A 22,551-nucleotide genomic window follows, 5' to 3' on the forward strand; every position below is an offset into this window, starting at 1 on the left:
TTAGCCTTCCAGCGCCTCCAGGTAGCGCTGGGCGTCGAGCGCGGCCATGCAGCCGGTCCCGGCGCTGGTGATCGCCTGGCGATACACGTGGTCCTGCACGTCGCCGGCCGCGAATACGCCCGGGACGTTGGTGGCGGTGGCCATGCCTTCCAGCCCGCCGCGGGTCTTGATGTACCCGTTGTGCATGTCGAGCTGGCCCTCGAAGATGCCAGTGTTCGGCTTGTGGCCGATCGCCACGAACAGGCCGTGCACGCTGATGTGCTTGACCTCGCCGTTCTCGGTGGACTTGATCTTCACGCCGGTCACGCCCGACTCGTCGCCCACCACCTCGTCCAGCGTCTGGTTCAGCTCCAGCACGATCTTGCCTTCTTCAACCTTGCCCATCAGGCGGTCGATCAGGATCGGCTCGGCGCGGAACTTGTCGCGGCGGTGGATCAGGGTAACCTTGGAGGCGATGTTCGACAGGTACAACGCTTCCTCGACCGCGGTATTGCCGCCGCCGATCACCGCCACTTCCTGGTTGCGGTAGAAGAAGCCGTCGCAGGTGGCGCAGGCCGACACGCCCTTGCCCATGAACGCCTGCTCCGATTCCAGACCCAGGTACTGAGCCGAGGCGCCGGTGCAGACGATCAGCGCGTCGCAGGTGAACTCGTGCGAGTCACCCACCAGGCGGATCGGGCGCTCGTTCAGGTACGTGGTGTGGATGTGGTCGAACACGATCTCGGTATTGAAACGCTCGGCATGCTGCAGCAGGCGCTGCATCAGTTCCGGACCTTGCACGCCCATCGGGTCGCCCGGCCAGTTCTCGACGTCGGTCGTGGTCATCAGTTGGCCACCTTGCTCGACGCCGGTGACGAGCATCGGCTTGAGGTTGGCGCGCGCGGCGTAGACGGCGGCGCTGTAGCCGGCCGGGCCGGAACCGAGAATCAGGACTTTGGCGTGTTTCTTAGTGGTCATAAGGAGCGCTTCAATGTTTATTGATGAAGGAACTTGGGGCCGTTCCAGGCCAGGTCAAGGCCGAAATGCCACATGCGATTATAGCCGACCGTGCGGACAAGCATGAATGATCGGCCATGCGCGGCAATATATGCCTTAAAATGCATTAACTCTTGGAAGGCAACATTTCCACGCATGGGCAAGAAAACATCTTCTTCTTTGAACAACACCCGCAACGCTGACGTTCGTCCGCCGCTGCCCAACCGCCTGGTGCGCCTGTTGTCCGAGGCGCGCTGGATCGCGCTCGCGGTCGCGTTCGTGTACTTCGTGCTGATCCTGCTCTCGTACAACAAGGCCGATCCCGGCTGGTCGCATGCGAGCGTGGTGCCGAAAGTGAGCAACCTGGGCGGCCGTGCCGGCGCCTGGCTGGCCGACCTGCTGCTGTTTATCTTCGGCTTTTCGGCCTGGTGGTGGTGCGTGTGCTTCCTGCGCCTGGTGTGGCGCGGCTACCGCCGCCTGGCCGACAAGTTCATCCACGAGACCGAGCCGGAGCCGGAGCACGACCACGAAGCGCTGATCCGCTGGATCGGCTTCGTGCTCATGTTCGCGGGCAGTCTGGGGCTGGAATACCTGCGCATGTGGTCGCTCAAGGTGGAATTGCCGCGCGCGCCGGGCGGGGTGCTGGGCCAGTTGATCGGACACTCGGCCAACGTCGCGTTTGGCTTCACCGGCTCGACCTTGCTGCTGCTGGCGCTGTTCGGGTTGGGCTTTTCCTTGTTCTTCCAGGTGTCGTGGCTGGCCGTGGCCGAACGTATCGGCGAGGCGATCGAGCTGACGGCGGACTGGTTCCGCCTGCGCTACGAGGACCGCATCGACCGCAAACAGGGCGAGGTGGCGGCCGTCAAGCGCGACGAGGTGGTGGACCATGAGCGCGCCAAGTACGTCGAAAAGCATGCGCCCCCCGCCCCGCCCAAGGCCGAGCCGAAGCTGGGCGAGTCGCCGGCCGACTCGGCGCCTGCCGCCGCGGTGCCGGTGCCGCCGCCGTTCAAGATCGAGCCGGCGATGGTCGCCGTGCCCAAGTCCGAGCGGGTGGAAAAGGAAAAGCAGGTGCCGCTGTTCCAGGGCCTGCCCGGCGACTCCAAGCTGCCGGCGCTGTCGCTGCTGGATGACGCCCCTGCCGCGCAAGAAACCGTGGCGGTGGAAACGCTCGAATTCACCAGCCGCCTGATCGAGAAGAAGCTGTCGGACTTTGGCGTGGAGGCCAAGGTGATGGCGGCCTATCCGGGCCCGGTGGTCACGCGCTACGAGATCGAGCCGGCCACCGGCGTGAAGGGCAGCCAGATCGTGAACCTGGCGCGCGACCTGGCGCGCTCGCTGTCGCTGACCTCGATCCGCGTGGTCGAGACCATCCCCGGCAAGAACTACATGGCGCTGGAGCTGCCCAACCCGAAACGCCAGATCGTGCGCCTGACCGAGATCCTAGGCTCGAAGGTGTACAACGACAGCGCCTCGAGCCTGACGGTCGCGCTGGGCAAGGACATCGCCGGCAAACCGGTGATCGCCGACCTGGCCAAGATGCCGCACCTGCTGGTGGCAGGTACCACCGGCTCGGGTAAATCGGTGGGTATCAACGCGACCATCCTGTCGCTGCTGTACAAGGCCGACCCGGACGACGTGCGCCTGATCCTGATCGACCCCAAGATGCTGGAGATGTCGGTGTACGAAGGCATTCCGCACCTGCTGGCGCCGGTGGTGACCGACATGCGCCAGGCCGGGCACGCGCTCAACTGGGCGGTGAACGAGATGGAGCGCCGCTACAAGCTCATGTCCAAGCTGGGGGTGCGCAACCTGGCCGGCTACAACGCCAAGATCCTGGAAGCGGCCAAGCGCGAGGAGCACATCCCGAACCCGTTCTCGCTCACGCCGGATGCGCCGGAACCGCTGGACAAGCTGCCCACCATCGTCATCATCATCGACGAGCTGGCCGACCTGATGATGGTGGTCGGGAAGAAGGTCGAGGAGCTGATCGCCCGCATCGCGCAAAAGGCGCGCGCGGCCGGCATCCACCTGATCCTCGCTACCCAGCGCCCGTCGGTGGACGTGATCACGGGCCTGATCAAGGCGAACATCCCGACCCGCATCGCGTTCCAGGTCTCGTCCAAGATCGACTCGCGCACCATCCTTGACCAGATGGGCGCGGAGACGCTGCTGGGCATGGGCGACATGCTTTACATGCCGCCGGGGACCGGGCTGCCGGTGCGCGTGCACGGCGCGTTCGTGTCGGACGACGAAGTGCATCGAGTTGTAAAACATCTGCAGACGACCGGCGAACCGAATTACATTGAAGGCATCCTCGAAGGCGGCACGCTGGAAGAGGGCAACGCGGAAGGCATGCCGGCCGCGGAGGGTGGCGGCGAGTCCGACGCCATGTACGACCAGGCGGTGGCGGTCGTGCTCAAGCATCGGCGCGCCTCGATCTCGCTGGTGCAGCGCCACCTGCGCATTGGCTACAACCGCGCCGCGCGCCTGCTCGAGCAGATGGAGCAGAGCGGCGTGGTGTCGGCCATGCAGAGCAACGGCAACCGCGATATCCTCGTGCCGACCGCGAACGCCGAATAAGACAAGGACCACACATGCAATTGAAATCCACATCCGCGCTGGCCACACTGTTGGCAGCCGGCCTGCTGGCCGTCAGCAGCCTGGCCAACGCCAGCGCGCTCGACCAGTTCAAGACTTTCGTATCAAGCACCAAGAGCGCGCGCGGCGAGTTCACGCAAAAGCAGGTGCGCACCTCGCCCAGCAGCAAGGTCACGCCGCCGTCGTCGGGCACCTTCCTGTTCTCGCGCCCCGGCAAGTTCATCTGGCAGTACCAGAAACCGTACGAGCAGTTGCTGCAGGCTGACGGCGACCAGCTCTATGTGTACGACAAGGACCTGAATCAGGTGACGGTGAAAAAGCTGGGCAATGCGCTGGGTTCGTCGCCGGCCGCGATCCTGTTCGGCAGTAACGACCTGGAGAAGAATTTCACGCTGTCCGAAGCGGGCACCCGCGAGGGCATGGAATGGCTGCGGGCGGTGCCGAAGTCGAAGGACACCACTTTTGAGCAGATCGGCATTGGCCTGCGTGACGGCATTCCGCAGGCGATGGAGCTGAAGGACACGTTCGGGCAGACCACCGTGCTGCAGTTCAGGAACTTCCAGCGCAACCCGGCCTTGAGCCCGAATCAGTTCAAGTTCGAGATGCCGAAGGGCGCGGACGTCTTTAACCAGTAGTTTGGCCTAGGGCACGAGTTTCAGAACCAGGGCTGTGATCAGGGTCGTCTGCAGGATTCCTACGGTTACCACCCATTTGATCAGTTCGGTCCTCAGGTTCGCCATCTCTGCCCTGATCTGGGCGAATCCGGTTTCCATGCGGGTTTCAAGTTGCCTGATTTCGGCCCTGACGTCGGCAAGCCCTTGGGCAAGCTCGTCCTTCGTTGCGAGACGTAAGGCGTAATGAGCATCCGCTGAATTAATGGCGTCGAGCAACACCGCGACGTAGGCTCGGGCATGGGCAGGGGGCACACCCGCTGTCTCAAGCCGCTCTACCATTTTTTGCGTGTCCAAGAGCATTTCGGTGATCTCGCGCGCCTCCATGATAGTCGGATCGCGAAATGATGGCGCGATTGAGCGCGCTCCGATACCCGGTTGGTCAATCGGCTACACTAGCGCACTGCACAACAATACCTACGACTGAACGGCATGCCCGCCATGGACGACCTTTTCAAGACCGAGCCCTCGCCGCCGCTGGCCGAGGCGCTGCGACCACGCACCATCGATGAGGTGATCGGCCAGAGCCACCTGCTGGGACCGGGCAAGCCGCTGAACCTGGTGTTCAAGTCGGGCCGGCCGCACTCGATGATCCTGTGGGGCCCGCCTGGCGTGGGCAAGACCACGCTGGCGCGCCTGACCGCGAACGCGTTCGATTGCGAGTTCATTCCGCTGTCGGCCGTGCTCTCTGGCGTCAAGGAGATCCGCGCCGCGATCGAGCAGGCGCAGCATTTCGTGTCGATGGGCCGGCAGACGATCCTGTTCATCGACGAGATCCACCGCTTCAACAAGGCGCAGCAGGATGCACTGTTGCCGCACGTCGAATCCGGCCTGGTTACGCTGATCGGCGCCACCACCGAAAACCCGTCGTTCGAGGTCAATTCGGCGCTGCTGTCGCGCTCGCAGGTGTACGTGCTCAAGGCGCTCAGCGAAGACGAGATGCGTCAGCTCCTGCAGCGCGCGCAGCAAAGGGTGCTGGGCCACCTGCAGTTCGACGAGGTGGCCGTGTCCACCCTGGTTGGCTACGCTGACGGCGACGCGCGCCGCTTCCTGAACCTGCTGGAGCAGACCAAGACCTCGGCCGATGCCGCCGGCACCACGCACATCACGCGCGAGTTCGTCGAGAACGCGCTCACGCTCAACGCGCGCCGCTTCGACAAGGGCGGCGACAATTTCTACGACCAGATCTCGGCGCTGCACAAGTCGGTGCGCGGCTCCAATCCCGACGCCGCGCTGTACTGGCTGTGCCGCATGCTCGACGGCGGCGCCGATCCCAAGTACCTGTCGCGCCGCATCGTGCGCATGGCGTGGGAAGACATCGGCATCGCCGACCCGCGCGCCATGCAGATGGCGAACGACGCGGCCACCACGTTCGAGCGGCTCGGTTCGCCCGAGGGCGAGCTGGCGCTGGCACAGGCCGTCATCTACCTCGCGATGGCGCCCAAGAGCAACGCCGGCTACAACGCCTACAACGAGGCACGCGCCTTCGTAAAGCGCGACCGTTCGCGCGAGGTGCCCGTCCACCTGCGCAATGCGCCCACCAAGCTCATGAAGGAACTGGGCTACGGCCACGAATACCGCTACGCGCATGACGAACCCTATGCCTACGCCGCCGGCGAGACCTACCTGCCGGACGGCGTGGCGGAACCGGGCTGGTACCGGCCCACCGATCGCGGCCTGGAGGGCAAGATAGGCGAAAAGCTCAAGTGGCTGCGCGAGCTCGACGAGCAGGCGCGCAACGGTTAACCGGCACGTGTTATGCCGTGCGGGTTGGTGCGGTTTACATTTAACATTCAGGCAAATGTGCTGTAACATCGACGGCTCGGGCAACCGGGCCAGTCCCGGCACCAGCGAATGTGGCCCGTCCGCTTACCGGGGAGGGGCATGGAACGTCGGCCATACGAAGTCGAGGGAGACAGTGAGACAGCAAGCCTCATTCGCGCGCGGGACTGGGCCGGCACGCCGCTCGGGCCGATGGACGAATGGCCGCAAAGCCTGCGCACCTCGCTGAGTATTTGCCTGGCCTGCCGCTTTCCGATCCTGCTGTGGTGGGGACCGGAGCGGATCATGCTCTACAACGACGAATACAGGCCGATCCTCGGCAAGAAGCATCCGGTGGCGATGGGCGGCGCCGGACGCGAGGTTTGGAGCGACGTGTGGCCGATCGTCGGCCCGATGCTCGACACGGTCAGCAGCACCGGCCGCGCGGTCAAGGCGGAGGACCTGCTGCTCCTGATGAACCGCTACGGCTACAACGAGGAAGCCTACTTCTCCTTCAGCTATTCGCCGATCCCGGACGAAACCGGCGGCTGTGGCGGCATCTTCACCCCGGTCATCGAGACCACCGAAAAAGTCATTGGTGCGCGCCGCATCGAAAAGCTGCGCCAGCTGGCCAGCACACCGCGCGCCGGCACGCTTGCCGAAGCGTGCGCGCAATACGCGGCGGTGCTCGCCGATGCGCGCGCCGACGTCCCGTTTGGACTCATCTACGCGGTCGACGCGGCGGCCGGGCGCGCCACGCTGGCCTGCTCGTTCGGCCTTGACGGCCACCCCGAGGCCGCGCCGCACGAGATCGCGCCCGGGGTTGGCGACGCGGTGTGGCCGGTGCTGGCCGCGCTGCACGCCAACGAACTGACGGTCGCGCCGTGCGCCGAGAGTGTGCGCCTGCCGCGCGGCGCCTGGGACGACGCGTGCGGGCAGGCGATCGTCGCGCCGGTCAGGATGCCGGGACAGGAGCACCCGGTCGCGGTGCTGGTGGCGGGTGTGAGCCCGCACCGCGCCCTTGACGCGACCTACCTGTCGTTCTACCAGCTGCTGGCGGACCAGTTGCAGGGATCGATCGGCGAAGCGCTGGCCAACGAGGCCGAGCGCAGGCGCGCGGAAGCGCTGGCCGAAATCGACCGCGCCAAAACCACCTTCTTCAGCAATGTCAGCCACGAATTCCGCACCCCGCTCACGCTCATGCTCGGGCCGCTGCAGGAGGTGCTGGCCGATCAATCGCTGGGTGCGCCCGTGCGCCGTCATCTTGAACTCATGCGGCGCAACGGGATCAGGCTCCTCAAGCTGGTCAATGCGCTGCTCGACTTCTCGCGCATCGAGGCCGGGCGCATGGTGGCATCGTTTGCGCCGGTTGACCTGGCGGCCTGCACCGCCGACCTGGCGGGGGTGTTCCGCTCCGCGGTCGAGCGCGCCGGGCTGGCGCTGGACGTCGATTGCCCGCCGCTGCCGGAACCTGTGTATATCGACCGCACGATGTGGGAAAAGATCGTGCTCAACCTGCTGTCCAATGCCTTCAAGTTCACCTTCGAGGGACGGATCGCCGTGCGGCTGCGGCGCGCGGGCGACCGCGCGGAGCTGCGCGTGTCCGACACCGGGGTGGGCATCGACGCGGTACACCTGCCCAAGATGTTCGAGCGTTTCCAGCGCGTCGAAGGCACGCGCTCGCGTTCGCACGAGGGCAGCGGCATCGGACTGGCGCTGGTGCGCGACCTGGTGGCCATGCACGGCGGCGACGCGCGCATCGACAGCGTGCCGGGGCACGGCACGACGGTCACCGTTTCGCTCCCGCTCGGCAAGGCGCACCTGCCCGACGAGCATATCGCAAGGGACGAAGGACAGTCGGCGCGCGAAACCTGCACCGAAGCCTATCTGGAAGAGGCCGAGCTGTGGCTCGCGCCCACGCGCTCCGGCGTCACGGCGCCGGTCGGGCAACGCAGCCTGGTGTTCGTGGTGGACGACAATCCGGACATGCGCGACTACGTCGCCGACATGCTCTCGCCGACGCACGATGTCTGCACCTTTGCCGAAGGCCAGCAGCTGCTGGACGCCGTGCGCGCCCACCGGCCCGACCTGATCGTGTCGGACGTGATGATGCCGGTGATGGACGGCTACCAGCTGCTGGCGGCGCTCAAGCGCGACAAGACGCTCGCGTCGATCCCGGTCATGCTGCTGTCCGCGCGCGCCGGCGAGGACGAGCGCATCTGCGCCGAGCGCGCCGGCGCCGACGCCTACCTTGAAAAACCATTTTCGCGACGCGAGTTGCTGGCCAAGATCGACGCGCTGCTGCTGCGCTGGCAGTTGCACCGGATCGAGTCCGAGCAGATTCAGCGCATGCGGGCAGTGTTCGAGCAGGTGCCGGCCGCGATTGCCCTGCTGCGCGGTTCCGAGCACGTGTACGAACTGGCCAACCCGCTGTACCGTCGCCTGGTCTTCGGGCGCGACTTGCTGGGCAAGCCGATCCGCAAGGCCTTGCCGGAGCTGGCCGGGCAGGGCGTGTTCGAACTGCTCGACGAGGTGTACCGGTCCGGCGAGCCCTACGTGGGCCACGGCCTGCACGTGGACCTGGTGCGCGGCGACGGGCCCGCGCTGCAGGAGAGCTACTTCGACTTCGTCTACCAGCCGCTGCGCGATGCCGAGGGAGAGGTCGACGGCATCGCGGTGGTCGCGTTCGAGGTCAGCGAGACGATCCGCGCCCGCCGCGCGGCCGAGATGGCCAGCCGCGCCAAGGACGAATTCATGGCCATGCTCGGGCACGAGCTGCGCAACCCGCTGGCGCCGATCGTCAGCGCGCTCGAAGTGATGAAGCTGCGCGGCATCGACAACGTGCGCAAGGAGCACGGCATCATCGAGCGCCAGGCGCAGCACCTGGTCGGGCTGGTGGACGACCTGCTGGACGTGGCGCGCGTCTCCGAAGGCAAGGTCGAGCTGCAGCGCGAGCCGGCCGAACTGGCGGAAGTGCTGGCGCAAGCGCTGGAGACCGCCGCGCCGCTGCTGGAGGAACGCCACGACGTCGTCCGGATCGACGTGCCGCGCACCGGCTTGCCCTTCCTGGTGGATCGCCAGCGCATGAGCCAGGTGTTCGCGAACCTGCTCACCAATGCCGCCAAGTACAGCGATCGCGGCAGCACCATCCGCATCGCCGGCTGGCGCGACGGGCAGGACATCGTGCTGGAGGTGGCGGACAGCGGGCAGGGCATCGCGCCCGAGCTGCTGCCGCGCGTATTCGACATGTTCTACCAGGACGCGCAGAACCTGGCGCGCTCCCGCGGCGGCCTGGGCCTGGGACTGACCATCGTGCGCAGCCTGACCGAACTGCACGGCGGCTCCGTGAGCGCGTTCAGCGAGGGGCCGGGCAAGGGCTCCATCTTCACCGTGCGCGTGCCGGCCGCTCCGAGCGGCGCCGCGCTGCCGCACGGGCCCGCGGCCGCGATTGTGGAAGAAGCGGGCAGGCATCCGCTGCGCATCCTGGTAGTGGACGACAACCGCGACGCCGCCGAAACGCTGGGCGAGCTGCTGCGCACCTTCGGCTACACGGTCGAGCTGGCGTCCGACGGGCCGTCCGCGCTGGCGCGGCTGGAGCGGCACTGGCCCCAGCTGGCCATCCTCGACATCGGGCTGCCCGGCATGGACGGCTACGAGCTGGCGGCACGCGTCCGCCAGATGGCGGGGGCGCGCCAGGTGTGCCTGGTGGCCCTGACCGGTTATGGACAGGAGAGCGACCGCGAGAGCGCCCGGCAGGCGGGCTTCGACCACCACCTGACCAAGCCGGTGGACATGCGCGAACTGGTCCGGCTCACGACCAGTCTTGCGCCCAGCTGACGGCGGGCTTTTTGCATTCTGCCCCGTGTTTTGCGCGCTTCGTCGCAAGCCGATGGCGGCACGGGGAGCGGATCGGTACAGTGCAACCATACCGAACCACTTCTGAAGCAAGGAGCACATCATGAAAATCCGTAAAAACCTCGAAGCCGTCTTCCTCGTCGCCGCCATCGTCACCGTGCCGGCCAGCTTTGCAGCCGACCGCGTGCAGGAGCTGCACGCCGCCAGGACCGCGCAGGCCGCACCGGTCGCCGCCGACGCCAAGATGAACGTGGTCGTGGTTAAGGGCCACCGCCTGTCCGCAGCCGAGAAGGCCCAGCTGAACTGATGCAGGCGTATCCAGCGTGTGGCAAGGGGCCCCTTGTCGAATCTCGCTAGGATTTTCTGTCGGCTTGGTACAATTGCGCTTTCGACATACGCCCAGTCCAACCGACAATGATAGACATTCAACTTCTCCGCAAGGACATCGATAACGTCGCGGCCCGTCTTGCCACCCGCAAGTTCCAGCTGGACGTCGCAGGTTTCAACGCGCTGGAAAGCGAACGCAAGGCCATCCAGACGCGCACCGAGGAGCTGCAGAGCAAGCGCAACGCGCTGTCGAAGCAGATCGGCATGCTCAAGGGCAAAGGCGAGGACACCTCGGCCGTGATGGCGGAAGTAGCCGGCCTGGGCGACGAGCTCAAGGCCAACGAAGTCAAGCTGGCCAAGGTCCAGGACGACATGGCCAGGTTCATGTCGACGATCCCGAACCTGCCGCACGAGTCGGTGCCGGTTGGCGTCGATGAAACGCAGAACGTCGAGGTGCGCAAGGTCGGCACGCCGCGCAGCTTCGATTTCGAGATCAAGGACCACGTCGATATCGGCGAAAAGCTGGGCCTGGACTTCGACACCGCGGCCAAGATGACCGGCTCGCGCTTCTCCGTCATGAAAGGCGGCATCGCCCGCCTGCACCGCGCGCTGGCCCAGTACATGCTCGACACCCATACCGGACAGCACGGCTACACCGAATGCTATACGCCTTACATGGTCAATGCCGAGTCGCTGTATGGCACCAGCCAGCTGCCAAAGTTCGAGGCCGACCTGTTCTCGGTGAAAAAGGGCGGCGTTGAAGGCGAGGGCGAGAACTTCTACCTGATCCCGACTTCCGAGGTGTCGCTGACCAACATGGTGCGCGAAGAGATCGTGGCGCTCGACGCGCTGCCGATCAAGATCACCGCGCATACGCCGTGCTTCCGGTCCGAGGCCGGCAGCTACGGTCGCGACACGCGCGGCATGATACGCCAGCACCAGTTCGACAAGGTCGAACTGGTGCAGGTCGCGCATCCGGAAAAATCGTACGAGACGCTGGAAGAGATGGTGGGCCAGGCCGAGACGATCCTGAAGAACCTGGGCCTGCCGTACCGCGTGGTGGCGCTGTGCACCGGCGACATGGGCTTTTCGGCCGCCAAGACCTATGACCTGGAAGTGTGGCTGCCGGCGCAGAACACCTACCGCGAAATCTCGTCGTTGTCGAACACCGAAGCATTCCAGGCACGCCGCATGCAAGCACGCTTCCGCAACGCGGCCGGCAAGCCGGAGCTGGTGCACACGCTCAACGGCTCGGGCCTGGCCGTGGGCCGCACGCTGGTGGCGGTGCTGGAGAACTACCAGCAGGCCGACGGCAGCGTGGTGATCCCGGAAGTGCTGCGCCCGTACATGGGCGGGCTGGAACGGCTCGTTCCGGCGGCTTGATGATCAGCTGAGGGCGCGCAGGCTCTTCCGTTTTTGCGAGAGCCTGCTATAATCTCGCTTCCTCGTGAAAACGACCGAATTGAATACCTGGAGAGGTGGCAGAGTGGTCGAATGTACCTGACTCGAAATCAGGCGTACGGGTGACCGTACCGTGGGTTCGAATCCCACCCTCTCCGCCAGTTTTAAGGAAAAAGCTCCCACCGGGAGCTTTTTTCATTTCGACCGCAGGGATGGCTTATGTCAGCCGATTACCTGCGCCAACTCCGTCGCAATCTGCTGCCCCAGCAGGTGAATGTGATACCCATCCACGAAGCCATGATGCGCCTGCACGGAGAACGGCAGATGCAGCATGCCGTTCGGCGCATCCCTGAAGCGTCCCCACGCCAGCGATGGAATATCGGGTGAAGCGAGCGAGGCGGTTGGGTGCTGGATCGACGTGAAATCGAGCCACGGAATGCAGGTGACGAACACCTGGTTCTTGGCCTCGCGCGGCGTCATCTGGCGGTATTTCTGGTTCATGCCCAGCATGGTTGCGGCTTCGTCGCGTGCCGCTTGGCTGCGCGCCACGAATTCGCACAAGTCATCTGCCCAATCGAACAGGGCGAAATTCAGGTCATGGTTCTGGTTCGTGACGGTGAACGACGGGATCAGGCGGTCGATGCAAATCACTTCGCCTTCGAAAATGCGGTAGCGGAAGTTCTCGATCGCGAGCGCCGAGCGCAGCACCGAGCGCAGCATCACGTGAAATGGCGGCAGTCCCGGCGCCTTGCACCACGGCCGGAAATCCGGCAGCTCCAGCGTGAATGTGATGTTCAGGGCCGGGCTGTCCATACGGTCGAATAATTCGAAACGGTCGCGGCGCTGTTCAAACTTGTGCATCTGTTTTTCTTCTGGTGACAAAGCGGAAGATTGTCTCACACCGCCCCAGTGTCCAGCCTGTCTTCGCCCTAACATTTTCTCAAAAGATACTGGTAATTTCGGCGGGGGCTGCTATAATGCGTGGCTCTCGACGTTACCCCGTCGAGAAACGACCAAGCAGGAGAGGTGGCAGAGTGGTCGAATGTACCTGACTCGAAATCAGGCGTACGGGTGACCGTACCGTGGGTTCGAATCCCACCCTCTCCGCCAATATTCGAAAAAAGCTCCCACCGGGAGCTTTTTTCATTTGCGCCGGAACTTTATCCACACCACCAATCCGGTGATGAAGAACGCCAAGGGCATCAGTCCATAGAAGCTGATGAACGCCCGTCCCGCCAGGCCAAATGCTTCGCCCGTGTGCAGCGGGAAGAGCGTGCTGACGAGACTCTCCGCGCCCGTGGCGCGCAAGGGATCCGATACCCGCAGTACGGTGCCGTCGCCGGCGTCCACGCTGATGCGGGTCGCGCCGTCGCCCTGCCGCAGCTCGCCGTCCTGCCGCACCCGAATTTCGTAGGGCTGTTTTGCGCTTGCGGGCAGCGTCAGGCGCGAGATCCGGGCCAGCGGAAATTGCGCCTGTGCGCGTTCCAACGCGGCGGCGGGGGTAACGCCGGGCTGTGCGGGCGCGCTGCGGTTGAGCACTTTGCCGGCTGGCGCGGCCGGTCCTGCCAGCCGGATCGCCGGCGCCACCCAGTCCGGCTTGTTGAACTGCACGCCTGAAAAGCCGGACAGCACGAACAGCGGCGCGATGAAGAAGCCGGCGGCCCGATGAAGCTGGAAACTCAGGCGCGGCCAGGACCCGCCATAACGCACGGTGAACGCGTGGCGGATCGCGGCCGCCGCCATCCTGGGCCACCAGACGATCACCCCGCTCAGCGCGGCCAGCATCAGGGCCACTCCTTCGATCGCCACCACCACCTTGCCCCCTTCGCCCGCCATCAGGTAGCGGTGCAGGTGGAATAAGGTCGGCATCAGCAACGCCCGCGTCAGGCCGGGCTCGCCCCAGTTGCGTTCGCCGGTGACCGCGAGCGTCGCGGGATCGACCATGACTTGCCGGGTCACGCCCTGCGTCCAGGTGGGCGCCGGGGCAGGGCGGTACCAGGCGATGAAGACGTCGCCGGCAGTTTCGGGGAACATCAGCATGTTTGGCCGTCCGTAACGCGCGTCAGCGGCCAGCCGATCGAGTGCGGCCTGGGCCGTTGCCGGTGACACCCGCAGCGATTCGCCATCCTGCATCCCGGCGGGGGGCGCCACATGCAGCAGGCCGGGATTGAGCACGCGATCAAGCTCGTGGCGCCAGCTCAGCACGGTGCCGGTGAGCCCTTGCAGCGCGAGGATGGTGCCAAAGATCAGGCCGGTCCAGAGGTGAACGAGGCGGGCATAGCTTTTCATCGAAGGGAGGTTCGTTGTGTAAATGAGAATGTTTCTCAATTATGTTGCTTTGGTAATTGGGAATCGTTATCATTCGCATTATAGCTTGCTTTCGGAAAACTACTATCCCCATGAAAAACAAGAAACCCATCTGTATCGCTGTCGCTGCCGCATGCAACATGCTTGTCGGGCCGGCGTGGAGCCAGGCGCAGGCCGATGCCGCCCAGGAACCCGTTGCGTCGGTGGTCGTCACCGCAACGCGTGCCGCCAAGGCTGTCGACAAGATCCCGGGCGCGGTATCGGTGATAAGCCAGCAGGAGCTGGCGGCCCAGTACCAGATCGCGGACGACCCGTCGCAGGCGCTGGCCACCTATATCCCGGGCTACGCGCCGAGCCGCCAGAAGATGACGTCCACCGGCGAGTCGCTGCGCGGCCGCCAGCCGCTGATCCTGCTCGATGGGATCCCGCAGTCCAACCCTTTGCGTGCCGGAATGCGTGAAGGCTACTTTGCCGACAGCGCGATCATCGAGCGCATCGAGGTCATCAACGGCGCTTCGGCCATGCAGGGCATGGGCGCGACCGGCGGCATCATCAACTACATCACCAAAACGCCGCGCGCAAACGGCACCAGCTCCGGCGTGAACGTGCGCATGGCAAGCCAGCTGCGTTCCGATAACCTGGACTGGAAGACCGGCTACTCGGTCAGCCACAAGTCCGACTTGCTCGACCTGTTGGGCTACGCGAGCGTGCAGCAGCGCGGCATGGGCTACGATGGCGACGGCCGCCGCCTTGGCATCGACAACGTGCAGGGCGATTCGCTCGACAGTCATGCCAACGACCTGTTCCTCAAGGTCGGCAAGAGCTTCGGCGCCCAGCGCCTGCAGGTGGAGCTGAACCGCTTCGACATGGCCGGCGACGGCGACTACAAGAACGAGCCGGGGGTGTTGGCCGAGGGAGTCCCGACCAGCTCGGTACGCGGGACGCCGCCGGGTGCGACCCCGCGCAACAAGGTGCGCAGCGCCAGTGTCGATTATCGCCACGCCGAGTTGGCGGGCGGCGCGCTCACCGTGCAGCTGTTCCGCCACCACTTCGAGTCGCTCTACGGGGCGACCAACGTCGCCACGTTCCAGGACGTGCGCATCGCGCCGAAAGGCACGCTGTGGGACCAGTCGCACATCGTGGCCAACAAATGGGGATCGCGCGTGACCTACGTGCGGCCCGACACGCTGGTGCAGGGGCTGGAGTTGACCGTCGGCGTGGACTACCTGCGCGACCACACGCTGCAGCGGCTGGCGATGACCGACCGGACCTGGGTGCCCGAGCTGAAGTTCGACTCGCATGCGCCGTTCGCCCAGCTCGAATACGAGCTCGGCGCGGTGACGCTGCGCGGCGGGGTGCGCCACGAGAACGCTGCGCTACACGTGGACAGCTACCGGACGCTGGCCGCGTACGGCGACCAGCCGGTGCAGGGCGGCTCGGCCGAGTTCTCCAAATCGGTGAAGAACATCGGCGCGGTGTGGCGCCTGGCGCCGTCATGGTCGGCCTTCGTATCGCGCTCGGAGGGCTTCGGCTTGCCGGATGCGGGCCTGGTGCTGCGCGGTGTGAATACCCCGGGCCAGTCGGTCTCGAATCTCATCAGCCTGCAGCCCATCGTGACACGCAACCACGAGATCGGCGTGAACTGGCGCGCTCGTTCCGGCCAGGTTGGCCTCTCACGCTACGACTCGCGCTCCGAACTTGGTAGCGTCATACGCATCAATTCGGCCGGCGTGGGACTGGTCGAGCGGGTGCCGACCGTCGTCAAGGGCTGGGAACTGAGCGGCGAGTGGCGCCCGCAGGGCGGCGTGTCGCTGTTCGGCAGCTACGCCCTGACCGACGGCAAGACCGCCGCCACCCAGGGCGCACCGCTTGACCTGGACCTGGGCGCCCGTTCCCAGGGGCCGGACAAGGCCGTGCTCGGCGCCAACTGGGCATGGCAACCGAAAGCGCAGTTGCGCGTGCAGGCAAGCCACCTGTTCGACCGCGACATCAACATTGGCCGCAAGGTAGGAACCAGCAACCTGGAAGAGCACTTCAAGGGCTACACCCTGGTCGATCTGGCGTCGAACTGGGAGACGGCATACGGCAAGATCGGCGTGGCGGTCGAGAACTTGTTCGACAGACAGTATGTCGGCTACTACTCGCAGTCCGCCGCGGCCACCGATGCAGGAAACACCTACGCGGGGCGCGGGCGCACCTTGTCGGTGAGCTTCAGCCGCGTATTCTGATCCCGGCTTGAACCGTCGGCGGGTCGGGTTCGATCGCACCAGACCTCCTTTTTGTTTCCGTGTATTATCGGATGCACTAACAACACAAAGGAGACTGTGCGATGACCTGGAATCCCAAGAAGTGTTGCTTGAACCTGGCCATGGCGATGCTGTCGCTGTGCGCCGGCGCCGCCGCGGTGGCCGGACCGCTGGACGAAGCCAAGGCGCGCGCCCACCTCGATGCCGTGGCGGCTGGCGACCTCGATGGGCTGATGCGCGACTATCCCGACGACGCCTACATGGAGTGGGTCGGCGGCCCGCTCGACGGCCGCTACCACGGCAAGGAGGCGATCCGCGCCGTCTGGCAGAAGTTCATCGCCGCCAACGACGGCAAGCCGCGTCCCGCCAGATTCGGCAAGGCCGCCGCCTACGCCAACCCCAAGGGCAGCTCGGTTGAATCGAAGGCCGAGTACGGCGGCAAGCTGCCGCTCAAGGTCCTGCATGTGCTGACTTATCGCGAAGGCGAACTGACCACCGAGGTGTGGCAGATCGCCCCCGCGCTGCAGATCGAGCCATGATGCGCGCCCGGGCGCTGTCGCTGGCGTTGCTGCTGGCGCTGGCGGGGCAGGCGCGCGCGGGCACGGTGGAGGCACACGTGAGCAGTCCCGGCGGCCAACCGGTTGCCGATGCGGCCGTGGTGCTCGAGCCGCTGTCGCCGTCGCGCCTGCGGCCGGGCGCCAGGGCGACCATCGAGCAGCGCGGCAAGGAGTTCATCCCTTACGTCACGGTCGTCCAGACCGGCACGGCGGTGGAGTTCCCGAACAACGACACGATCAGGCACCACGTCTATTCGTTCTCCGCGCCCAAGCGCTTCGAGATCAAGCTCTATGCCGGCAGACCCGGCCAGCCGGTGGTGTTCGACAAACCGGGAGAGGTCGTCATCGGCTGCAATATCCATGACTGGATGGAGGCCTACGTGCTGGTGGTAGAGTCGCCATACTTTGCCAGGACCACGGCCGATGGCAAGGCGCTGATCGCGAACGTGCCGGCCGGGCGCTACCGCCTGCAGCTGTGGCATCCGCTGCAAAAGGCGCAGCAGGCCGCGCGCGACATCGAGATTGCCGTCACGCCCGCGCCGCTCAAGCTCGTCATGGACGTGAAAGCGCGCGAGCGCAAGCCGCGCACCGAGGACGCGGATAGCTACTAGCCATGGCATCGACTTCGCTTCGGCGCCGCATCGTCATTGTCTTCGTGGGCTTGCTGGTGCTGGTCATGGGGCTGGTGCTGGCGCTGGTTCACACCAGCAGCGAGGCCATCGTCGCCAGCGAGGCGCGGCGCGAACTGGCGCTGGGCGCCAAAGTGTTCAAGCGGCTGCTGGACCAGAACCAGCACCAGCTCGAAACGGCGGCCACCGTGCTGTCCGGCGATTTCGCGTTTCGCGAGGCGATCGCGACCCAGGACCAGCCGACCGTGCGTTCGGTAATCGGCAACCACGCGCGGCGTATCGACGCGCAGGTGATGATGGTGGCCGGCACCGATGGCAGGATGATCGCCTCGACCCAGCGCCAGACGGCGCCCGGCGACAGCTTCCCGTTCCCGCTGCTGCTGTCGGCTGCCGAGACCTCCGGCAAGAGCGCGGGCTTTCGCCAGATGCGCAACGGCCAGCTATACCAGGTGGTGCTGGTGCCGATCATGGCGCCGGCGCGCATCGCGTGGGTGGCGATGGGCTTTCGGGTGGACGACCGCTGGGCACGCGACGTGGCCGAGATCTCGGGCGTCCAGGTCCATATCGTGCGGATGCAGGATGGCGCACAGCAGCTGCTGGCCAGCTCGGCCGAGCCGGCGCAACGGGCGGCCTTCGATAAATCGTTCACGGGCGGTGGCCTGTACCAGACGATGCACATGCCGCTGGATGGCGACATCGAGGCGGTGCTGCAGCTGCCGGTGGCGCAGGTGCAGGCGCCGTTCAGCGTGCTGCTGGCCAAGCTCCTGACCGTGGTGGGCGCCGGCTGCGTGGTCTTTGCGGCCGGCAGCACAATGCTGGCGCGGCGCATCGTACAACCGCTGGGCGACCTGTCCGACGCCGCGCGCCGCATCGCACAGGGCGACTACGGCCAGCAGCTGCCCGAGCTCCCCGGTGACGAGATCGGCCAGCTCGCAACGAGCTTTGCGCACATGCGCGACGGGATCGCCAGCCGCGAAGAGCGCATCAAGCGGCTAGCGTATGTCGATGTGCTGACCGACCTGCCCAACCGGACCCGGTTCCTCGAGACTTTCGCCCGGATCCCGGCCGGCAGCCGGGGGGCGGTGGCGGTGCTGAACATCGACCGTTTTGCCCTCATTAACAACGCGCTTGGACATCCGGTCGGGGACCGCCTGCTGCGCGCGATCGGCGCTCGCCTTGTCCAGCTGGTGCCGGAAGAGGGCATGGTGGCGCGCCTGTGGGGCGACCAGTTCGCATTCCTGCTGCGCGGCGCCGACCGCGAGGCGGCCAGGGCGTTCGCCGGCGCGGTGCTGGCGACCTTGTCCGACCCGATCACCCTCGACGGCCAGCGGCTGGATATCTCGGGCCGCTTCGGCATTGCGCTGCACCCGGAAGATGGCGTGGATGCGAGCACCTTGCTGCGGCGGGCGGAGCTGGCGATGGCCGAGGCCAAGCGCGGCCACCGCGCGATCGCGTTTGCCAAGGACAGCGGCGTGGAGCCGGAACCGGAGCAGCTGTCCCTGATCGGCGACATGCGCCGCGCGATGGCCAGCGGCGAGTTCGCCGTGTTCTACCAGCCCAAGCTTGAACTGAAGAGCGGGCGCATTGTCGCGGCCGAAGCGCTGCTGCGCTGGCTCGATCCGCAGCGCGGCATGATCCCGCCGGGGCGCTTCATTCCGTTCGCCGAGCAGACCGGCTTCATTCGCGAGATCACGCCGTGGGTGCTGGACGCGGTGATCCGGCAGCTGGCGCTGTGGCAGGAGACGGGCATCGACATCATGGTCTCGGCCAACCTGTCCGCGCTCGACCTGCTCGACGCGGGCCTGTCGGTGCGCGTGCGCCAGATGCTGCAGCGCTACGGCGTGCCGGCCGAGCGCCTGTGCCTGGAAATCACCGAGAGCGCGCTGATGGGCGACCCGGCGCTGGCGATGGCGCACCTGGCGGACTTCGCGGCGCTCGGGATCAAGCTGTCGATCGACGACTACGGCGTGGGCCAGGCCTCGCTTGCATACCTCAAGCTCCTGCCGGTCAATGAGCTCAAGCTCGACCGCAGCTTCGTTACCGCCATCGACCAGTCGCCGAAGAACTCGGCCATCGTGCAGTCCACCATCATGCTTGGCCATGCGCTGGGCTTGTCCGTGGTTGCGGAAGGCATCGAGACCGACGCCGAGATGCGCTGGCTGCTCGACCATGGCTGCGACGTCGGCCAGGGCTACGGCATCGCACGGCCGATGCCGGCCGAGAGGCTGCCGGAGTGGATCGCGTCGTTCAGCGCGAACGCGCCGGCCGGCGCCTGATATTGCAGCTCAGTACAAGGTGGCGCGCGTGCGCGCCGGCAGCTCGGCGTCGTACTGCTCGCCGCCCACTTCGCCGCCGCTCAGGTCCTTGAGGATGGTGCCGGTGCTGGGCAGGGCCGAGCGCGCCAGTTGCGCGGCCGGGTCCCACAGGCGCGAACGCAGGATCGCACGCGAACATTGAAAGAACACCTTCTCCACGTGGATGCGCAGCACCGTGCGCGGTTCCTTTCCCTCGAACGCAAAGCGCGCCAGCAGCGCCGGGTCGGCGAGGATCTCGGCGCGCCCGTTCACGCGCAGTGTCTCGCCAATGCCGGGAATGAGGAACAGCAGCGCCACGCGCGGATCGGCCACGATGTTGCGCAGGCTGTCGATGCGGTTGTTGCCGCGCCGGTCGGGCAGCAGCAGCGTGTGCGCGTCCTGCATGTGCACGAAGCCGGCCGGGTCGCCGCGTGGCGATACGTCAAGGCCATCGGCGCCGCTGGTGGCCAGCGCCACGAACGGCGCGGCCTCGATGAAGGCGCGGTAGTGCGGGTGGATGTAATCGACCTCTTTGCGGATCGAGGGCGCGGCCGGCGTGCCGTAGAGGCTTTCGAGCGCCTGCAGGGTGGTGATCTGGTGGGTGCTGCTCACGTGAGGTTCCCGTGGTTGTCGTCTCACGCGCAACTGTACAGCAAGTCGGCGCGTCGGTCACAGGACCAGTTCAGGCCCTGGACGCCACCAGCCACACTGCCGCGATGCGCTCCACGTCCTCGTAGCCCTGCTGTGCGAGCAGTTCGCCGAACACGTCCGGGTCGAGCTCGCCGTAAGTCCAGCTGGCCGCATGGCGCTCCAGCGCGGGCGTGATCGCCTGCAGGAACGGATCGTCCGCGCTGGTCATCGCCACGCCGGTGTAGACCATCAGCGTGCCGCCCGCGCGCAGGCGCGCAAGCGCGGCGCGGACCAGGTCCACCGACAGCTGCGCGCCGTGCAGGCCGCCGCCGTCGCGGTAGGTGCGGCCCTGGCTGTCGAGCACGTAGGGCGGGTTTGCCACCACCAGGTCGAAGTCGCCGCTCACGTCGTCCAGCAGGCTGCTGCGGCAGGGCTGCACGTGCGGCACGCCGGCCAGCCGGGCGTTGATGGCCGCAAGCGCCAGGGCGGACGGGTTCACGTCGGCGGCGATCACTTCGGCATGCGGATAGCGCAGCGCCAGCCCGATCGCGCACGGCGCGGCACCGCAGCCGATGTCGATGATGCGCCGTGGCGCGGTCTTTAAGCTGGCAAGGCCGCGCAACACCGCTGCGACGAAGCGCACCGTGTCGGGCCCGAAGAACACCGCATCGCGCTCGGCCGCGGGATAGGCCGAGTGAAAGTACAGCTGTTCGCCCAGGGTGGCGGCGCGCACCGCGGAGCGCCAGCCGTCGGTCGCCTGCACCAGCACGTTGGCGCGCTGCATGAGCGTGCGTACGTCGGGCGGCAGCAGCGTGTCGGCGAACGGCCGGCTCCAGCCAAATACGCCGCGCAGGTCGCTGGCCGTCGCGTTCCCGGCGCGGGCGTTGACGCGGCGGTGCGTGGCCGGCGTCACCGTGGTGAAGCGGTAGCCGTGGGCGCACAGTGCGCGGCCGAGCTGGACCAGCGCGTCGGGGTCGTGGATGTCGAGTGGCATGCCGGCCAGCATGCGCGCCAGTCGGTGGACTATCTGTACGGCGTCGTACCGAATCGCGCCCAAATCGGCGATTGTGTGAACATTCGAACATACCGCGACGATGGACTTGGCCATACTGCCTGAAAGGCTTACTCACCCGGGAGGATCGGAGATGAACACGATTGCGCATACGCCCAGCGGCCGCATCGACATCGAGCTCGAGCGCGAGCGCCACGAGCGCCAGCGGCACGACGAGGAGCGTACCGGCCTTGCCGAGCAGGAGGAGCTGCGCACCAAGGATGCGCGCGAGAACCTGGACGCCAGCCACCTGAAGCGATCAACCGGCCGCTAGGCCGGGCGGGAGGCATCGATGCGCTGGGAAGGTGATCGCGAAAGCAGCAACGTCGAGGACCTGCGCGGGCAGGGCGGGGGAGGCGGATTCGGCTTCGGCGGACGCTCGGTCGGCATCGGCACGATCGTCATTGCGCTGATCGGTTCGTGGTTCTTCGGCGTCTCGCCCGGCACCATCCTGAACCTGCTGACCGGCGGTGGCGCCCCCACGGTCCAGCAGGCCCCGCAGCAGCGCACCGGCCCCGAGGACGAGCAGACCCGCTTCGTGCGCACGGTGCTGGCCTATACCGAGGACACCTGGACCGAGATCTTCCGCGAACACGGCGGCACCTACAAGCCGCCCACGCTGACCATTTTCGAGAACGCCACCCGCACCGGCTGCGGCCTTGGCCGCACCGCCGCCGGGCCGTTCTACTGCCCGGCCGACCAGCACGTGTATATCGACCTGGCCTTCTACAACCTGATGCGCCAGCGCTTCCACGAATCGGGCGAGTTCGCGCAGGCCTACGTGATCGCGCACGAGGTGGGCCACCATGTGCAGAACCTCATGGGCATCATGGACAAGGTGGATCGCAAGCGCCAGGCCATGGATGAAGCGCAGGCCAACGCGCTGTCGGTGCGGGTCGAGCTGCAGGCCGACTGCTTCGCCGGCGTGTGGGGCAACCGCACCAACCAGGCGAAGAATATCCTGGAGCAGGGCGACGTGGACTCGGCCCTGCACGCGGCCACCGCCATCGGCGACGACACGCTGCAGCGCCAGTCGCAAGGCGTGGTGGTCCCGGATTCGTTCACGCACGGCACCTCGGCGCAGCGCGTGCGCTGGTTCAAGCGCGGCATCGACAGCGGCGACGTGCGCCAGTGCGACACGTTCGGCGCTTCCCAACTGTAAGAAGGCTTTCGTACCCGCAACCCTGTCGTCGTCTTTTCGAAGAAACCGCGTCAAAACGGGCTGTTCCTTTCCGTGCGCGTATCGCTA

General features: G+C 66.2%; 18 protein-coding genes and 2 tRNA genes. 14 read left to right on the forward strand and 6 right to left on the reverse strand.

Annotated features, from left to right (window positions below):
• On the reverse strand, positions 1 to 957 hold the full coding sequence (gene trxB / locus NX773_RS12475; protein WP_258856631.1) for a thioredoxin-disulfide reductase: 957 nt from the start codon (positions 955 to 957) through the stop codon (positions 1 to 3).
• A gap of 174 nt (positions 958 to 1,131) precedes the next feature.
• On the opposite strand from trxB, the gene NX773_RS23540 reads away from it, so the two are divergent.
• Both NX773_RS23540 and lolA read left to right on the forward strand, forming a co-directional pair.
• Positions 1,132 to 3,555, forward strand: a complete 2,424-nt coding sequence (locus NX773_RS23540; RefSeq protein ID WP_307728530.1) for a DNA translocase FtsK — start codon at positions 1,132 to 1,134, stop codon at positions 3,553 to 3,555.
• Between the two features lie 14 nt (positions 3,556 to 3,569).
• Entirely contained in the window at positions 3,570 to 4,208 is a 639-nt protein-coding gene (gene lolA / locus NX773_RS12490; RefSeq protein ID WP_258856632.1) for an outer membrane lipoprotein chaperone LolA, read from the forward strand.
• A gap of 6 nt (positions 4,209 to 4,214) precedes the next feature.
• Here the strand turns inward: lolA and NX773_RS12495 are convergent, their stop codons facing one another.
• Positions 4,215 to 4,571 carry a CCDC90 family protein gene (locus NX773_RS12495; protein WP_258856633.1) on the reverse strand — a complete coding sequence of 119 codons (357 nt, stop codon included), beginning with the start codon at positions 4,569 to 4,571 and terminating at the stop codon, positions 4,215 to 4,217.
• A gap of 114 nt (positions 4,572 to 4,685) precedes the next feature.
• Between NX773_RS12495 and NX773_RS12500 the strand changes: the two genes are divergently transcribed.
• From NX773_RS12500 to NX773_RS12520, 5 genes are all read left to right on the forward strand, one after another.
• Positions 4,686 to 5,990: a replication-associated recombination protein A gene (locus NX773_RS12500; protein ID WP_258856634.1), complete on the forward strand. Its 1,305-nt coding sequence runs from the start codon at positions 4,686 to 4,688 to the stop codon at positions 5,988 to 5,990.
• A 138-nt stretch (positions 5,991 to 6,128) separates the two neighbouring features.
• Positions 6,129 to 9,842 carry an ATP-binding protein gene (locus NX773_RS12505; protein WP_258856635.1) on the forward strand — a complete coding sequence of 1,238 codons (3,714 nt, stop codon included), beginning with the start codon at positions 6,129 to 6,131 and terminating at the stop codon, positions 9,840 to 9,842.
• A 121-nt stretch (positions 9,843 to 9,963) separates the two neighbouring features.
• Positions 9,964 to 10,167 carry a hypothetical protein gene (locus NX773_RS12510; protein WP_258856636.1) on the forward strand — a complete coding sequence of 68 codons (204 nt, stop codon included), beginning with the start codon at positions 9,964 to 9,966 and terminating at the stop codon, positions 10,165 to 10,167.
• 107 nt (positions 10,168 to 10,274) lie between these two features.
• A complete protein-coding gene (gene serS, locus NX773_RS12515; protein WP_258856637.1) occupies positions 10,275 to 11,570 on the forward strand; it encodes a serine--tRNA ligase in 1,296 nt (431 codons plus the stop codon).
• 89 nt (positions 11,571 to 11,659) lie between these two features.
• Positions 11,660 to 11,749, forward strand: a tRNA-Ser gene (locus NX773_RS12520).
• A gap of 61 nt (positions 11,750 to 11,810) precedes the next feature.
• Here NX773_RS12520 and NX773_RS12525 read toward each other — a convergent pair.
• A complete protein-coding gene (locus NX773_RS12525; RefSeq protein WP_258856638.1) occupies positions 11,811 to 12,488 on the reverse strand; it encodes a CatA-like O-acetyltransferase in 678 nt (225 codons plus the stop codon).
• 120 nt (positions 12,489 to 12,608) lie between these two features.
• Between NX773_RS12525 and NX773_RS12530 the strand changes: the two genes are divergently transcribed.
• Positions 12,609 to 12,698, forward strand: a tRNA-Ser gene (locus NX773_RS12530).
• A gap of 33 nt (positions 12,699 to 12,731) precedes the next feature.
• Here the strand turns inward: NX773_RS12530 and NX773_RS12535 are convergent.
• On the reverse strand, positions 12,732 to 13,877 hold the full coding sequence (locus tag NX773_RS12535) for a PepSY-associated TM helix domain-containing protein (protein WP_258856639.1): 1,146 nt from the start codon (positions 13,875 to 13,877) through the stop codon (positions 12,732 to 12,734).
• A gap of 110 nt (positions 13,878 to 13,987) precedes the next feature.
• On the opposite strand from NX773_RS12535, the gene NX773_RS12540 reads away from it, so the two are divergent.
• The 4 genes from NX773_RS12540 (at position 13,988) to NX773_RS12555 (ending at position 19,603) form a co-directional block, all read left to right on the forward strand.
• A complete protein-coding gene (locus NX773_RS12540) occupies positions 13,988 to 16,123 on the forward strand; it encodes a TonB-dependent receptor (protein WP_258856640.1) in 2,136 nt (711 codons plus the stop codon).
• Between the two features lie 128 nt (positions 16,124 to 16,251).
• Positions 16,252 to 16,680: a nuclear transport factor 2 family protein gene (locus NX773_RS12545; protein ID WP_258856641.1), complete on the forward strand. Its 429-nt coding sequence runs from the start codon at positions 16,252 to 16,254 to the stop codon at positions 16,678 to 16,680.
• Positions 16,677 to 17,309 (forward strand): methylamine utilization protein, encoded by a 633-nt coding sequence (locus NX773_RS12550; protein ID WP_258856642.1) that lies wholly within the window; start codon positions 16,677 to 16,679, stop codon positions 17,307 to 17,309. The genes NX773_RS12545 and NX773_RS12550 overlap by 4 nt, the downstream gene beginning before the upstream one ends.
• Positions 17,310 to 17,311: 2 nt before the next feature.
• Entirely contained in the window at positions 17,312 to 19,603 is a 2,292-nt protein-coding gene (locus NX773_RS12555; RefSeq protein ID WP_258856643.1) for a putative bifunctional diguanylate cyclase/phosphodiesterase, read from the forward strand.
• Between the two features lie 9 nt (positions 19,604 to 19,612).
• Here NX773_RS12555 and NX773_RS12560 read toward each other — a convergent pair whose 3' ends face one another.
• Together NX773_RS12560 and NX773_RS12565 are read right to left on the reverse strand one after the other, a co-directional pair.
• Entirely contained in the window at positions 19,613 to 20,233 is a 621-nt protein-coding gene (locus tag NX773_RS12560) for a pyridoxamine 5'-phosphate oxidase family protein (RefSeq protein WP_258856644.1), read from the reverse strand.
• Between the two features lie 70 nt (positions 20,234 to 20,303).
• Positions 20,304 to 21,245, reverse strand: coding sequence for a methyltransferase (locus NX773_RS12565; RefSeq protein WP_258856645.1), 942 nt, complete (start codon positions 21,243 to 21,245; stop codon positions 20,304 to 20,306).
• A gap of 151 nt (positions 21,246 to 21,396) precedes the next feature.
• On the opposite strand from NX773_RS12565, the gene NX773_RS12570 reads away from it, so the two are divergent.
• Together NX773_RS12570 and ypfJ are read left to right on the forward strand one after the other, a co-directional pair.
• On the forward strand, positions 21,397 to 21,576 hold the full coding sequence (locus tag NX773_RS12570) for a hypothetical protein (RefSeq protein WP_258856646.1): 180 nt from the start codon (positions 21,397 to 21,399) through the stop codon (positions 21,574 to 21,576).
• A gap of 18 nt (positions 21,577 to 21,594) precedes the next feature.
• Positions 21,595 to 22,464, forward strand: a complete 870-nt coding sequence (gene ypfJ / locus NX773_RS12575) for a KPN_02809 family neutral zinc metallopeptidase (RefSeq protein WP_258856647.1) — start codon at positions 21,595 to 21,597, stop codon at positions 22,462 to 22,464.
• The last annotated feature ends 87 nt before the right edge of the window (positions 22,465 to 22,551 follow it).

The organism is Massilia solisilvae, from assembly GCF_024753215.1.
In the GTDB taxonomy this organism is placed as follows: Bacteria; Pseudomonadota; Gammaproteobacteria; order Burkholderiales; family Burkholderiaceae_D; genus Telluria; species Telluria solisilvae.

Bases quoted from the DNA above. Each gene is read 5' to 3' on its own strand.
- lolA (WP_258856632.1), top strand. From the start codon at position 3,570: ATGCAATTGAAATCCACATCCGCGCTGGCCACACTGTTGGCAGCCGGC.
- NX773_RS12550 (WP_258856642.1), top strand. From the start codon at position 16,677: ATGATGCGCGCCCGGGCGCTGTCGCTGGCGTTGCTGCTGGCGCTGGCG.
- NX773_RS12540 (WP_258856640.1), top strand. From the start codon at position 13,988: ATGAAAAACAAGAAACCCATCTGTATCGCTGTCGCTGCCGCATGCAAC.
- NX773_RS23540 (WP_307728530.1), top strand. From the start codon at position 1,132: ATGGGCAAGAAAACATCTTCTTCTTTGAACAACACCCGCAACGCTGAC.
- NX773_RS12555 (WP_258856643.1), top strand. From the start codon at position 17,312: ATGGCATCGACTTCGCTTCGGCGCCGCATCGTCATTGTCTTCGTGGGC.
- NX773_RS12535 (WP_258856639.1), bottom strand. From the start codon at position 13,877: ATGAAAAGCTATGCCCGCCTCGTTCACCTCTGGACCGGCCTGATCTTT.
- trxB (WP_258856631.1), bottom strand. From the start codon at position 957: ATGACCACTAAGAAACACGCCAAAGTCCTGATTCTCGGTTCCGGCCCG.
- NX773_RS12495 (WP_258856633.1), bottom strand. From the start codon at position 4,571: ATGGAGGCGCGCGAGATCACCGAAATGCTCTTGGACACGCAAAAAATG.
- NX773_RS12565 (WP_258856645.1), bottom strand. From the start codon at position 21,245: ATGCCACTCGACATCCACGACCCCGACGCGCTGGTCCAGCTCGGCCGC.
- ypfJ (WP_258856647.1), top strand. From the start codon at position 21,595: ATGCGCTGGGAAGGTGATCGCGAAAGCAGCAACGTCGAGGACCTGCGC.
- NX773_RS12510 (WP_258856636.1), top strand. From the start codon at position 9,964: ATGAAAATCCGTAAAAACCTCGAAGCCGTCTTCCTCGTCGCCGCCATC.
- NX773_RS12500 (WP_258856634.1), top strand. From the start codon at position 4,686: ATGGACGACCTTTTCAAGACCGAGCCCTCGCCGCCGCTGGCCGAGGCG.
- NX773_RS12505 (WP_258856635.1), top strand. From the start codon at position 6,129: ATGGAACGTCGGCCATACGAAGTCGAGGGAGACAGTGAGACAGCAAGC.
- NX773_RS12570 (WP_258856646.1), top strand. From the start codon at position 21,397: ATGAACACGATTGCGCATACGCCCAGCGGCCGCATCGACATCGAGCTC.
- serS (WP_258856637.1), top strand. From the start codon at position 10,275: ATGATAGACATTCAACTTCTCCGCAAGGACATCGATAACGTCGCGGCC.